This is a genomic window from Campylobacter concisus, from assembly GCF_003048445.1.
GTDB classification, from domain to species: Bacteria; Campylobacterota; Campylobacteria; order Campylobacterales; family Campylobacteraceae; genus Campylobacter_A; species Campylobacter_A concisus_BF.
Map to the genome: position 1 here is coordinate 23,246 of NZ_PIQW01000018.1, position 13,966 is coordinate 37,211.

Here is a 13,966-nt window from a genome sequence, read left to right on the forward strand (position 1 = left end):
AATGGCTAAAATTCTAATAAGCTCATTGGGGACTGGTAGTAGAGATCAAAATACTCGTTGTTACAAAACAACCGACTATGAAATAGAAGGAAAAATCTACAAGAATAAAACTCTTATAGCTGATGTCTTATGCAATCATATAGGCATAGATAAACTATTTCTAGTCGGTACAAAAGATTCTGTATGGGATAGCGTATACGAAGAATTCGGTGGTGATAGACAAATTGCGGTACAAATAGATACAGATAAAAGAAACAAAAATGATACGGAATTTTTAAGGATAGTTAAAGAACAAATTCAAAATAAACTTGGAGAGAGTGGCTCAGAGTGTTATATTATAAAATACGGAATAAACGAAGACGAACTTTGGTCAAATTTTGATAAATACTTGCAAATCATGAATAATATTTCAAAAGATGACGAGGTGTATCTAGACATAACACATTCATTTAGATCGCTTTCTTTAATGAGCTTTGTGATGAGTGAGTTTTGTGCAAATACACGCGATTATAATCTAAATATAAAAGGCGTATATTATGGAATGTTTGAGGCTTCGAAAAAAAGTGAAGATGGAAGGACTATAGCTCCAATAGTAAATTTAAAGATGTTTTTTGAGCTTTTAGAATGGTCAAAAGCTATAAAAAATCTAAAATACTATGGAAATGGCTATGAGTTGATTGCCCTTATAAACAAATCCAAACAACCTGAGAAAATAAAAAATAGTTATATGGACTTTTCCTATGCATTAAGTATGTCAGATATTAGTGCGATACAAAAGAGCGTAAGGTCTTTAAGTAAAGATATTTTTGATTTTAGTGATCCTAAAGAGCATATATTAAAAATAATAGCTAATGATATAAAGGATTTTATAGATATTTTTAGAATAGATAAAATTTCAGATTTACAAATAGAGTTAGCTTCATGGTATGCTGAGAATAAAAATTTTGCTATGGCTTACATGACATTGGCTGAAGTCGTCCCTAGTTTAATATGCGAACAAAATGGTAAGGATCCTGCAGATAGAGATGCAAGAGAAAATGCCAAATATACTTTAAGAAAATATAAAGGAAGTAAAAATTACAACTCTGAGCATAAAAAAGCAGCAGAAATATATTTTAAAGTAAATAATATTAGGATCAACATAGCACATAAACTCGTAGAGGGTGATCAAAGGTCTAATTCTTATCCAAGAAATAGTGCAAATAACATACTAATTTATATAGACCAAATTAAGGCTATGAAAAAAATACACTTTAAACTACAAGAAAGACCATTAAGGTGAAAACTCTTTTTATTTTAATGAATCACGCTCTAACACCAGAACAAGAGGAGGATGCGAGAGAAAATTTAAAAATTGAGAAATTTGTAAATATAGCTGATGCAAAGTGGAGTGACATAGATCCGTTTGAAAAAAGTATATTAAATGTCATAAATATCTACAAAGATAGACTTACGCAGCAGGCTAGTTCTAGCGATGTGTTGTTAGTTCAGGGTGACTTTGGAGCAACATATAATATGATAAAATTTGCAAAAAATATGGGTTTGACCGTTATATATGCGACTACAAAGCGTATAGTAAGCGAATATATAGAAAACGGAAAAGTCGTAACAAAACGAGAATTTAAACATGCAAGATTTAGAGAATATGAGGATTTATAATGGCGGAGTTAAGCAATAAAACATTAATTATTTTTGAAATTTTAAAAAAATTAGTAAAAAAACGAGAAATTTATCCATCAGATGCAGAGCTTTTAGATGAATTTGGCATACAAGAAAGAACTCTAAGAAGATATATAGAAGAGATCAAAATTTTATTCCCAAATTCATTCATAATAGAAAATAAGCTTGTAAAAAATGCCAAAAGACCTATGGGTGTATTAAGAGTAGCTGATAAGAATAAGGACATAATCATCGTTTTAGAGTATCTTTTAAAAAATAGCGACAACCTAGGCTGGCTAATAACTTTACTAAACGAAAACGACCCTAGCTTATTGAATGATTTAGAGAAACATGAAAAAGAGGTATCTAAGCAGCTACAAGAAGATTCTGATATATTTTTATTTAAGACAAATCCTTTAGAAAATTTACAAGATGAGCCTAGCAAAAGGTATTTGAGTGAGCTTCGTAATGCAGTTGCAAACAGAGAATACCGAGACATTAAGTATAAATATATCGGCGAAGTTGAGAATTTAACCGATGCAAAATGCCTAAAAATAGTCTTTACTGATGGAAATTGGTATTTGGCTATAGAGGATGCTAACGAAAATTTTAGGCTTTTAAGAGTAGCTTTTATAGTATCTTTAACCAAAAGTTCAAAAAACTATCAAAAAAAGATTTTGTCAAAGTACAAAACGTATTTTAATAAAATACAAAACGCCATGAGCTTGCCATCAAATACACCACAAAGAGCCATGCTTAAAGCCTCTCCCAAGGTAGCTATATATTTTCGTAAAGGTATGAAGAGCTTTTTCCCATCTCAAAGATTTGAAAAGGCTTTAGAAGATGGCAGTGTTATGTTTAGTATAGATTTTACTCAGGATATAGAAATTTTGCCTTTTATAAAACGATGGCTCCCAGATATCGAGATATTAGAGCCAAAAAGCCTAAGGGATAAATTTGAAGAGGATCTAAAAATTGCTCTTGATTTATTAAATAAATAATTTACATTTGTAGTTTAATAGGCTATGGCAAATAATATTGGAAGAATTAATATAAGCTGTCAATGTATAGCAAATATCAGCCTTATTATACTGTTGCCCTATATTTATCTTACCATTAGTTATAACCTAACGGCAAAAACTATCCACTTATGTAATAGTTTATGTAAAAAACAGTAAAATTGCATTTAACAAATAAACTTGGAGCATATACAATGTTTCACATATTAAATCCCAAATACAATGAATTATCAGAGCAAAATTTCAAAGAGACCATAGATGAGATCTGGGACTTTGTGGATACCAACAACAACCATATCCTATCAAACCCTCAAAACAAGATAAAGGGTAACAGACCGCTAATAACCAAGAAAAGATTAACAGATATGATGGAAATGGAGTGGACACCACTGCAAGAGGAGATGAACTTCTCAAATTATCTATATCTAGTGATCAAAAATATGGAGAGTAAAATCAATGAATCCAGCCAGATCAATCAAGAACAAATAGAGCAGATCAAAAAAGAGTTAGTCAATTTACTAATAACAATCAATCACGACTGGGTGAATTGGAGAGCGATGACTTGCGATACGATAGAACCGAGTGAGGAAGTGATAAATCGGATGAGAGCTTATATCGAGAAACATCTGGACGTGGAGCAACAAGAGATAATGAGATCAACATATCCAGCACCTTCGAACATTCAATCAGGCGACTGGATGCACAGACTAACGATACTTTATCGCTGGACGACAGCTTTGGAGAACTTGGGGATGATAGACGACATCCAAGTCAGAGGGCTAGTGGACGAGGAGAAGCTAGAGGAGCTAACGATAGCCCTATACAGGCAGGAGTATTGGGAGAAGGATATTCTTTGCGAGGACGAAGCGAAGAAATTGAGAGAGATGGGCAATACGGATCTGGAAATTTACAAGATAATGGGAGGGCTATCGATATATAAAGAGTATCTCAATCTGAGCGACGCAAGATATCCGATGAAAAAGATAAGAGAAAAACTACTAGGACATTAAAAAAGATACTAGCTATACCGACAAATATGATAGAGCTAGAAGTCTTTTTGATTTTGATGAGGAGGAGGTTAAAGAAGAGGTAAAATCAAATTTTATTCCTCAGCCACAAAATCAAAAAAATAGAGCTTAATTTTACAATTACTAGAAAAAGGTAAGAGATTATAAACAAGTTGGAATTAGCGAAGTCCTTAATAAGTTAAATGATAATTGGCAGGAGGAATAAAGAGATAGAATTGCTTAGTACAGATGAATGTGCTAATGCAATGGTTTTCAAGGAAAATCTAAAAAATATTTGCACAATAGCTAAAGTGATCGACTGAAACAAAAATTGTCAAAAATATCAAAAAATAATCAATAAGATTTTTGATTTTACCAATTTTTAGTAATTTAATAGAGAATTTAAAAATAAATACAAAAAAGCAATGATAGTTATATTTATTTTTTTATAAAGTATATCTTTATAGAATTTAAAAGGATAATATAATGAAAATAGCTCTTATAAACAAAAAGGTAGCGTAGGTAAAACGCCTTTTGCTTTTAGCATTGCAAAATATTTTGGATACTTTTTGCAATCTAATGACAATTCCTGTATCGAACAAAACCTTCCAGACAAAGCAAAAGATCTTGACGATTGTGTATATGACTTTAGAGGATTTTCTGCTTCCGGGGTTTTAGATATTATAAAAACTGCGATGTAGTAATTATCCCTTGTTTGCCAACATATAATTTATTTATCAGAAAAGTGTGATGAAACTTTTCTAGCTAGAAATGCTTATATGAGAAAAACTTCGGTATTATGTAGCAAAGTAACCCAAATTTAAAATCAGGCGAAAATCACTTAATCGTTCCTATCACTTTGACTACATCCCCTCTCTTTTCACTGCTTCTTTTCAGTTCTAAAATTCCACCATTGGGTGGACAGTCCATATCGTTAAAAAGTTTCTCTATAACAAGCTCTACAACTTCATTTGTAATATCTATCTCTTGATTGAAAAAACCTCTGTCATAAGTTTCAATGGCTATTTTTCCGCTTGTTTCATTATATGATAGTTTGAGTTTTGACGGTTCTTTATTTATTTATATTGATACCCCATATTTGGATATTAAAAACTCATCTATTTTTGCTTTTGAGCTTATTTTTAATAGAAAGTCTTCTTCTTCCTCTGTCAAATCACAAATACCAAAATCTTTTACATAATTTTTTGCAAGTGCAAAATAGTTTGAAGAGTATGGTTTGCTTGTATGTTGAATGTAATACCAAAATACTTTTGATTTTAAAATCTTTTCGATTAAAACTAACTCTCTTGTAGATTTACCATAAATTGCATATCCTGCATAGAACAGTAAATCTTCATCATTGGTATATACAAAATATGGTTTATTAGACATATATGGAAAGAGTAGTTTTTCCCCATAATCGTTTATGGATTGACTTCTTCCAAATTCAAACCATTTATATTTCTTATCTTTATTTTTATCTCTTTGTAGAAGTAAAGATTTATACTCTAATAAATATTTATAAGCAAATGGGTAATTGTTTTTAAAATAATTCTCATCCATCACTGTTGCGATCTTGTCCTCAACTTGATAAGGGAAAATAATTTTCTCAGTTAAATCTTTAATTTCTTGAGATGTTTTTAGCTTGTTTGGTTTGATGACATTTCTACATATCTGTTTTTCAATTTTATAGCTTTTGCTATTATATTTCATATAAAAATAGTTTTCATCTTCTCTATTTGGTTTAAATATAAATAAGCTGTTTTGTAGTGTTGCTAGTCCATTTTTAATAACAATTCTGTTGCCCAATGGAATGCCTATATTCTCAATTATATGAATATTTTTAAGAATATGCTCATCGTCTGCGAGCATCCAGCCTTTTTTATGATCTAAAAGGCTATATTGTATTTTTGTAAAATTAATCTCCTTAGAAAGTTTAATATCATCAGAAGACACCTTGCAATAACTAAGTTGATTTGAGTAAGACTTATGAATTAGAACTAGACAAGTATAGGTCATTTTATTGTCAAAAATTTGACGACTTCCAAAATCTAATATTTTTAAATCAAGAGATTCCATGCTAAAAAACTTTCGCAGCTCCCTTGCATTTACACTTCTTTTAAAAGTATTAACAGTTATGTATCCCAAATAACCGTCATCTTTTAAATGTTTTATACCTATCTCAAAAAAAGGAATATATAAATCTGTATTACCAGATGCAGTAACACTCCATTTTGAAAGAAGTTTTTTACTACTTGCATCTAAGTTTTTTGTTCTAACATAAGGTGGATTTCCTACGATTGCATCAAAACCTATAAAATCTTTTTGTATTTTATGCCAATCAAAATTTAAAGTGTTTCCTTTGTATAGGTTGAAATTAAACTCCTCTTTGTCTTCTCCAATCGTTATTGCAAAAAGTGTGAGTAAGATTTTTGTTCTTTCAATTGCATATTCTGCTATATCTAAACCAAAAATATTATTTTTATATATATCAAACAAACTGTATTCTGTTGTATCTTTTATGTGTTTTGATACAGTATATAAGAATGCCCCTGATCCACATGCAATATCTGCAATTTTTATTTTATCGGTAATATTTAATTTAGCTACAGAACTCTTATTTATGTACTCTCTGATATAATTAGGAGTATATATAGCACCATTTACTACTATATCTTTTGATGGTATTGTTATTTCAAATAGATTTATCACATCTTCAAAGTTAAATACACTAGAGTGGCTATGAACTAACTTTAAAAAACTTTCGATCTCTTTTTTATCATTTCCACTTAAAAGTGATAATAAATGTTTATTATGTGTTACTTTTAAATTGTTAAATTCCAAATAAGCTGATACGATTAATTTATTGACTATATTTAAATCATCCGAATAGTTTTTTAAATACTCTTTTATTTGCTTGTTCATGTGATACTATCCAAAATTTCATTTCTATCTATATTTCTGCCAATATCTTTAAAATATTGTTCTTGTATCTTAGTAAGTTTATATGCTCGCGCAGTTATACTATCTAGCATTTCCCACAAATCAGCAAGCTGTTTTTTTATTCTCCTCTGTTTGTGAGGCAGTGCATAGATATATTCATTTTGCTTCTTTTCTAGTTCCATTCCAATTCTAGCTAACTCTTCTACCGTTTTTTTATCCTTTTCAAAAATATATGCAGGAAAAAGCACTGGTTCTAAATATTGTTTATTTAATTTAAAATATCCATTTTGTTGCTTGTTAGCTATCGCTCTTGCTAATACTGAAAATATAGTTGAATTAAATATGGATGCTACGGCATATAAATTTTCTGGTGTTTTTTCTAGTATATCTGTGTAATTTATATTAGAGTTATCACAATAATGGTAATCATTTAATGTAACACTAGCATATACATCATTCGCAGTCATAGGTATTAATACTTTGGGGTAATTCGTTTCTAAATGACTTTCTCTTGTATATAGGTGCCATCTTTGAGAATCATTCCTTTTGTATTTTTTATCTTTGATGTTCTCTTGAATTGTTTTTTTGTGCTTTTTTAAATATGCTCCTGCCCTTGGGAATCTAGTACAGAAATCATCAAATAAAATTGGATGTTTCTCTTCATCAATAATATCATAAGGGAATATAGCATAGGTATCATCTAAATCTTTTCTAAATGAATAAAACCTCTCATTTAGAACTAAAGAGCGACAAGCATCTTTTTCGATGATAATATTATCATCGATGCTACTTTTCGCTTTTATTAAATTATTCGCATGATCTATCTCTAAAACCTTAAGATGATATGCTTTTACCCAAAGGACTTGAATCCCAACACGAATTTCTGCGAATTTTCCAAATGGAACATTGTATTTAGATAAACTATCCATCATTGCTAATAAGTTTGGAGATTCAAATATCCAAGGCTCTTTAGTGATATTTTCTGACTTGACAGAACTATATGCCGTTGCATCATCTTTTGATGATGGTAATTTTTGCAATACAGATGGTAGAGCAAATGCATCTTCTTTGATAGTATTATAATAAACTATTTCCGTACCTTTTTTATCAAGAACCAATGAAGATATATAAGTAATTCTATCTTTAAATATATTATTCAAATCAAAAGTAATAACCTCTGATAATAGTTTATTTGCCGCTATTAGTTCTCTGACCCCCTCTCCATACTCATTTTTAAAAAATCTATTTTGAATAACTACACCCAATCGCCCTTTTTTATTTAATAAGGATACCCCTTTTTCTATAAAAGGTATCAATAAATCAATCTTGCCTTTTTTTGCAGTTACATATTTCTTTTTTAGATAATCATGCATTATTGGTATATCATCTGTCATGTGCTTTGCTTCGACATAAGGTGGATTTCCTATTACATAATCAAAACCTTGTTTCAATTCAAATATATCATTAAACCCATCCTCGCCCCAATTAAAAATATTTAAAGCATCATGCTGTTTAATATTTTCTTGTTTTTTAATATCAGGACATAATGTTAATATGTCATCAGAAACTAAAGTATTGCCATACTCTATATTTTCTCCAATTTTATTTAGTATCTGATCCCCATATATCCCTAAGTGAGAGTAATCTTCATAATCTAGTAGATCATCAATCATTTTTAAGGCCAAAGACATTCTCGCTACCTCTACAGCTTCTGCATCAATATCTATACCATGAATACAGCTTGATATTAACTTTCTCTTTCCTGCAACTGTCATTACAATATAATCTTCTTTTTGATGAAAAAAATCTTTATATTTTTCATCATTATCTTGCAAATACTTTTCTATTAGAATTGATTGCATGTAATCAAACAATTCAACTATAAAGGCTCCTGATCCACAAGCAAAATCTAAAATCTTTAAATCTAGTATTTCATCTAAGCTATGTTTTAAAATGTCTGCTTTTACAACTGTTCTTTTGATTAGATCTTGCACTAAATACTGTGGTGTGCTGACAACTCCATTAGTTTTAGAGTATTCTGGTTTTATGACTTCTACTAGATGACTTCCTTGAAGCTCTAATCTTTTTGCTAAGAATATTTCATAAATATTGCTAAATAGCGTAGTTGGAATAACATCAAATTTATATGGCGATGGGTAATAAAATAATTGTAGTAGCTCATCAAATACATCATTTGGTATTATTAACTTATTTAGCCTGACATCATCCCTCGCAAAAAGTGGACCATCATAATGTTCAAAAAAATCATAATAAGAAGAGTGCTTAAAGCTATCCCAAAAACCTTTCTCTTTAAAGTCAAGTAATAAACCATCTTTTTCAACATTTCTCGCTTCACAAACTCTAATAAAGATAATTCTATTAATTATCATTTGAACTAAATAAGATAATAGCTCGATATTATTGTTTATTAGCTTTTGATTGTTGTTAATTATTGCTGTTCCTAGATTTAATCTAAATTTTGAGAGATTTTCTGCAAATGCAATATCTGTAGATATTTTTGGTATCATCTTTTCTATATCCAAATCTTCTGAGTATAATTTTTCCAATAGCCCTGCTACCATATTATCTTTGTTTAAATGTTTATCTAAGATTTCAAATTTATCTATATATTCATCTATTGTTAAATAGATTCTCCCAAAGTTTACTTCCTGATCTCTATCAGGCTTATAGTTTGTATCATAAATTGCAAACTCATCAAAGTTTGTTATAAAAGCACAAGGAGCAGAGATAGACCAGCCGTATGATTTTATTTGAAATGCTGAATCTTTACATTTTTCGATATTTACATCAATGTTTTTAGTATCTAAAAATGTTTTAACTCTACCATTAGTTAGTAGTTTGTAATCAGGTCTATTTGCAGTTGAGTTTATAGTGCCCAGCTTTTCTTTCTCTTTTTTAGATAATTGCTTCTCTTGAATAATAGATGAAGTATCTTTTGTATCCCATCCAAATATCTCTAAGAAATTTTGAATCCAAGATCTAATTGTTTGTTCTGAAATATCTTTGTTATCTGTTTTAGAGCGAACATCTTTATAATTTTCTATGAGTTCTTTAAGGGCTTTTTTTCTGTTTTCCATAGCTAAATTAATCCTTTAACCTTAAATTTTTCAATCCAATAACTTCAAATACTTGCAGCACAAAGATAAAACTAAAAGTACCTCTATTTATCTTGTTAGCTAAGTTTATTTGAGTATCCTCAACTCCTATCCCTTTGAGTCTTTTAGACAATTCTATATAGTCAATATCTTGTTTTGCAAGTTCTGATTTTATTATAGATTTTGCTTTGTTTTTCCAATCCACATTCATCCTCAATGAATTTATTATTTTGCAGTATATCATTTATTTCATTCAGAGTCAAATATTTTAATCATATATAATTAATTTATTTGATATTGGCTTGATTTATTTAATCATATATGTTATAATATACTCATAAATAAAGAAAAGGAGCTTCAAAATATCTCAACACTTTTTACTATCAGCCAAATCAAGAACGATATCTGAGCTAGAAGTGGCTCGCATGAGTGAAGATGAAGCAAGAGAGACTTTTGAAAAACTAAGATGGAGCGATACGGACGGCAAGCCTGTATGTAATAACTGTGGTTGTACTGAAAGCTATGTTATTAATACAACTTCAAAAACAGGTAAAAATATCAGAAAATACAAGTGTGCTGCTTGCAGATCACAATATACCGTTACATCGGGAACTATCTTTACAAGTCACAAACTAGAGCTTAGAACTTACCTTACGGCTATTATTGTATTCGTAAATGCGGTTAAAGGCATCTCTGCTTCTCAAATGAGTAGAGCATTAGGTGTTCAGTATAAAACCAGCTTCGTTTTACTTCACAAACTTCGTGCTGCTTTTGTTGACGCCCAAAATGAAGATAAACTTAGTGGAACGGTTGAGATTGACGGCTGTTATGTGGGAAAAACAAGACCTGCAAATAAAAAAAAGAACAGATTAGATCTAAGACTATCTGCTAGTCAAAACCCAAATAAGAGATGTGTACTTGTAGCAAGACAAAGAGCGGATAAAGAGAGTAGTTTTAGTGGTGCGGTTGCAACTAAAACCTTTATAGTTAAAGGTGAGAACTCTAGTGTTATCAATAAAATAACTACTAAACATATAACGAAGAACTCTACTATACATACGGACGGTGCAAACGGTTGCGATGATCTGTCTGCTTGGTTTGAAGTAAAAGTGGGAGATCACTCTATAGCATATAGATCAGATAACGGAGCTTGCTCAAATCAAGCAGAGAGCTACTTTTCAAGATTTAGAAGATTACAGTACGGTCAGTGCCACAGACTATCAAATCTCTATCTTTCAAATTATGCCGTTGAAGTGGCTTACAGAGAAGACAATAGAAGATTATCAAACAAATCTTTAATGCTAGATATTGCGACTAAAGCTATCAACACTCCGACTCATAACGAGTGGACTGGATATTGACAGGGAAACAAAAAAGTTGCTGAAAGATTAGTGGCTCAACTCTTTTATATCCCATAGAATCTCTAAACCTCTTTTACCGACATGGTTTACAAGATTTGCTCTTTCAAGCTTTCTAAGCATAGCTACTACCGTTTTTTGAATTTTTTATTTAGAACAATATCTTCTTTTGAAATATCTTTTATATCTTGGAGTTTTAAAGATATGTCTTCGGTGCTTAAAGTCTCTTCGTTTCGTCTTAAAACATCTAAAACAAGCTTTTTGCACTCACCTTTCTCAAAATAGCTGTTTCTCACAAACTGCGATCTGTTTCTATTTGCACTATTTAATACTTTTTTATCAATTTTAGATATAGTTTCTTTGCAGTCGCTATCAAATAAGCATATAGTAATCTCTAAAGCCGATATATCGTTTTGAAGTTTTAAAAGTTTGGCTTGGTATTCATCTTCAAGATGTTTAAGTTCCATCTTTTTATCGGCTAGTGCATATAAGACATGGGATTTATTATTCTTTTGTAGTCCTGTTTCATTATAAAGAGTGATTTATTGCGACGGATCTAGCAATGGCTTTGATTTACTTTGCTCCGAATCCTAGTTTTATAGACTCGTTAGCAAAAAATATCTTAAATTAACTATATCAGTTTTTTTCGGATTTATTCTCCTGGATAAATAATCTTTTACCTTTAAAACCAAATGACAATGTGGATTATCCGTATCATTATGTATCGCTATACAAAAGTAGTTATCTGGATACATTTTTGATACACAATTTGTTGCTGCTTTTTTTAATTTTAGCTCCAGAAGCAAATTGATAATCTTTCATAGAAAAAGCAACATGTATTGCTTTCCTCTGCTCTTTTAGTGAGTTATCTCTTATCTCTCTTTGTGTTGGTATGCGATCGCCGCTATTAAAGCTTTCAGATAAAATATTTAAATCACTTTTCCTATAAATTTACAACCATCAGAGCTTTGAACTTCAACCTCGCCATTTCTAGAAATATATCTTAGATGTGCTTTTAGCCCCCCCCCATAATTTTTACTAGATCCGGTAATTTTAATAACGACTTTCGTTTGTTTTTTTGAATAAGTTTTTGTATATGTAATAACACTTTTAAATCTATTTTTATAAATACCTCGTTGATTATTATATGCGTAAGAACTCTTAGCCTTTTTTCTAAATTAGTAATAACTCTTTTGGGTCGCCACCATTCATCATCAAGTATTCTTTTTTCTCATCTAACATTACTTTAGCTTCAAATTTAAAATCTTGATATACTTTTCTATCTTATCGCTTGCGGCAGAAATTTTGTCATTTACTACTTTTACTATTGATATTAAATTTTCATAATTTACTTTAAAATTTTGCAAATCCTGCTCGTATAATACTTTCAACATTTGATTAATATTTCTACCAACCATATTAAGCTCATAGTTAGATTTTCTTAACTCCTCCATTTCAATATTATTAAAAATAGGGCTATCGGAATTTAAAAGATTTAACAATAAAAATTTAGCCTCTTTAGTGGCTGAGTTAAAACCATGTTTGTTAGATAAATCAACCAAATACTTATATTCACTTTTAGATATTGATATTCTAAGCTCAACTTCCTTGTTATTTTCTCTTAACAATAAAGTATTTTTTTTAGATCACTCAATATCGCCAGTAGATATAAAATCCATAATAGCAGCATTAACCAAATCACTAAAATTATACTTACTATCTTTCAAATATGCCTCAACCAAATTTAACAAATTGCTTTCTATTCTAAAACTCTTTTTTATTTTATTATTTTCCATTATATTTATCCTATACCTGAACCTCGCAGAGTTAGCAATAACCTAAAGCCCGATATAAAATGTCAGACAAATTTGGTGTTATTGCCTATCCTGCAATTAATAATATTTACGATCAAAATTATACACAATAAAACTTGCCACAATTAAAAAAAGCTATTACTGCCTTCAAATTTCATTGAACTTCGCTATACTATTAATTAAATCTTTATCAGTAAAAAGGTGAATGGCTATAATTGAGATAGTTTTAAAATATGAGAAAATCAAAAAGATAAAATTACAATTAGCATCGCTTGAAAAGTAAAAAGAAAGAGATGATAGCAAAATAGCAGCTAAAATTATCACAAACAATAAAAGATAAAGAAAAACATAAAAATTTAGATAGGTGGTAATATGAAAGAGAATATAATATTAGATGAAAACGCTTTGTCACCATGGCTCAAAAAAGACTTAAAAAAGTTTTTAGATTGTAAAAATTCAAACGTTAATCCAAATTGGGATTTAAGCTTATACTGGAGCGAGCTTTACACATCAATAAATATATCCCAGCTTAGTAAAGAAATTACAAAAGAACAGGCAGAATACTTAAGAAGAAAATACCTAGGAATTTGTTAGGAATATTTTTAAAATATGAAAAATATTAAATTAGATTTATTTTTTAAGTAAAATCGAAAATTTAACTATTTTTATGCAAGTCCTTAAGAGGTTTTTGTTACTTTAAGCTTTTTAAGTTTAAATTTTTGTTTTTCTTTTTGCTAGATCCCACAAGATAGGGAGCTATCGATTAAATGTTTTGAAAAGAATTATTTTCAAAAGGATTTTAAATGATACTTAAAAATATAAAAGGTTTTTTTAAAAAATTTATTCCAACTTTTTCTATCCAAATTAGGAATGCCTATGTGGAAGATGCAGATTTTATTTATAAATGTATTAATTATGGCCATTCTGAAAAACATTTTTATGGAAAGATTTTTTCAATAAATGAGATAAAAGATAATCCATATTTTTATATTTTACTGCACAATGATTCTAAAGCTGGATTTGCTTATTGCGGTCCAAATAAAGATGGAT

Annotated in this window: 14 protein-coding genes; 7 read left to right on the plus strand and 7 right to left on the minus strand. The window is 29.8% G+C overall.

From position 1 onward, the window contains the following. Window position 1: 1 nt before the first annotated feature. From csx2 to CVT14_RS10025, 4 genes are all read left to right on the plus strand, one after another. Entirely contained in the window at window positions 2-1,282 is a 1,281-nt protein-coding gene (csx2, locus tag CVT14_RS10010) for a TIGR02221 family CRISPR-associated protein (RefSeq protein ID WP_107714593.1), read from the plus strand. Further along, window positions 1,279-1,659: a CRISPR-associated protein Csx20 gene (gene csx20 / locus CVT14_RS10015; protein WP_194173474.1), complete on the plus strand. Its 381-nt coding sequence runs from the start codon at window positions 1,279-1,281 to the stop codon at window positions 1,657-1,659. The genes csx2 and csx20 overlap by 4 nt, the downstream gene beginning before the upstream one ends. Then, window positions 1,659-2,660 (plus strand): helix-turn-helix transcriptional regulator, encoded by a 1,002-nt coding sequence (locus CVT14_RS10020; protein WP_187422368.1) that lies wholly within the window; start codon window positions 1,659-1,661, stop codon window positions 2,658-2,660. The genes csx20 and CVT14_RS10020 overlap by 1 nt, the downstream gene beginning before the upstream one ends. A 212-nt stretch (window positions 2,661-2,872) precedes the next feature. Then, a complete protein-coding gene (locus CVT14_RS10025) occupies window positions 2,873-3,688 on the plus strand; it encodes a hypothetical protein (protein WP_107850264.1) in 816 nt (271 codons plus the stop codon). Between the two features lie 1,077 nt (window positions 3,689-4,765). On the opposite strand, the gene CVT14_RS10035 is transcribed toward CVT14_RS10025, so the two are convergent. Genes CVT14_RS10035 through CVT14_RS10045 form a run of 3 tightly spaced genes read right to left on the minus strand, consistent with a single transcriptional unit; the run spans window position 4,766 to window position 9,949 of the window. Then, a complete protein-coding gene (locus CVT14_RS10035) occupies window positions 4,766-6,610 on the minus strand; it encodes an Eco57I restriction-modification methylase domain-containing protein (RefSeq protein ID WP_107850265.1) in 1,845 nt (614 codons plus the stop codon). Next, window positions 6,607-9,726 carry an Eco57I restriction-modification methylase domain-containing protein gene (locus tag CVT14_RS10040; protein ID WP_107850266.1) on the minus strand — a complete coding sequence of 1,040 codons (3,120 nt, stop codon included), beginning with the start codon at window positions 9,724-9,726 and terminating at the stop codon, window positions 6,607-6,609. Before CVT14_RS10040 ends, CVT14_RS10035 begins: the two co-directional genes overlap by 4 nt. A gap of 7 nt (window positions 9,727-9,733) precedes the next feature. Beyond that, window positions 9,734-9,949 carry a DUF6471 domain-containing protein gene (locus CVT14_RS10045; RefSeq protein WP_107850267.1) on the minus strand — a complete coding sequence of 72 codons (216 nt, stop codon included), beginning with the start codon at window positions 9,947-9,949 and terminating at the stop codon, window positions 9,734-9,736. A 220-nt stretch (window positions 9,950-10,169) separates the two neighbouring features. On the opposite strand from CVT14_RS10045, the gene CVT14_RS10050 reads away from it, so the two are divergent. Next, window positions 10,170-11,105 (plus strand): IS1595 family transposase, encoded by a 936-nt coding sequence (locus CVT14_RS10050; protein WP_107850268.1) that lies wholly within the window; start codon window positions 10,170-10,172, stop codon window positions 11,103-11,105. A 125-nt stretch (window positions 11,106-11,230) separates the two neighbouring features. Here CVT14_RS10050 and CVT14_RS10055 read toward each other — a convergent pair whose 3' ends face one another. The 4 genes from CVT14_RS10055 to CVT14_RS10675 form a co-directional block, all read right to left on the minus strand. Next, on the minus strand, window positions 11,231-11,569 hold the full coding sequence (locus tag CVT14_RS10055; protein WP_107850269.1) for a hypothetical protein: 339 nt from the start codon (window positions 11,567-11,569) through the stop codon (window positions 11,231-11,233). Between the two features lie 129 nt (window positions 11,570-11,698). Next, entirely contained in the window at window positions 11,699-11,908 is a 210-nt protein-coding gene (locus CVT14_RS11115; RefSeq protein WP_107850270.1) for a relaxase/mobilization nuclease domain-containing protein, read from the minus strand. 435 nt (window positions 11,909-12,343) lie between these two features. Continuing rightward, the gene (locus CVT14_RS10065) at window positions 12,344-12,730 is read right to left on the minus strand and encodes a hypothetical protein (RefSeq protein WP_107850271.1); all 387 of its coding nucleotides are present in this window, start codon (window positions 12,728-12,730) and stop codon (window positions 12,344-12,346) included. A gap of 18 nt (window positions 12,731-12,748) precedes the next feature. Continuing rightward, a complete protein-coding gene (locus CVT14_RS10675) occupies window positions 12,749-12,898 on the minus strand; it encodes a hypothetical protein (RefSeq protein ID WP_159071753.1) in 150 nt (49 codons plus the stop codon). A 390-nt stretch (window positions 12,899-13,288) separates the two neighbouring features. Here CVT14_RS10675 and CVT14_RS10070 point away from each other — a divergent pair, with 390 nt between their 5' ends. Together CVT14_RS10070 and CVT14_RS10075 are read left to right on the plus strand one after the other, a co-directional pair. Next, complete coding sequence (locus CVT14_RS10070) at window positions 13,289-13,510, plus strand: hypothetical protein (protein ID WP_107850272.1); 222 nt, start codon at window positions 13,289-13,291, stop codon at window positions 13,508-13,510. A 209-nt stretch (window positions 13,511-13,719) separates the two neighbouring features. Next, a partial coding sequence (locus CVT14_RS10075) for a hypothetical protein (protein WP_159071754.1) occupies window positions 13,720-13,966 on the plus strand: 247 nt, incomplete at its 3' end.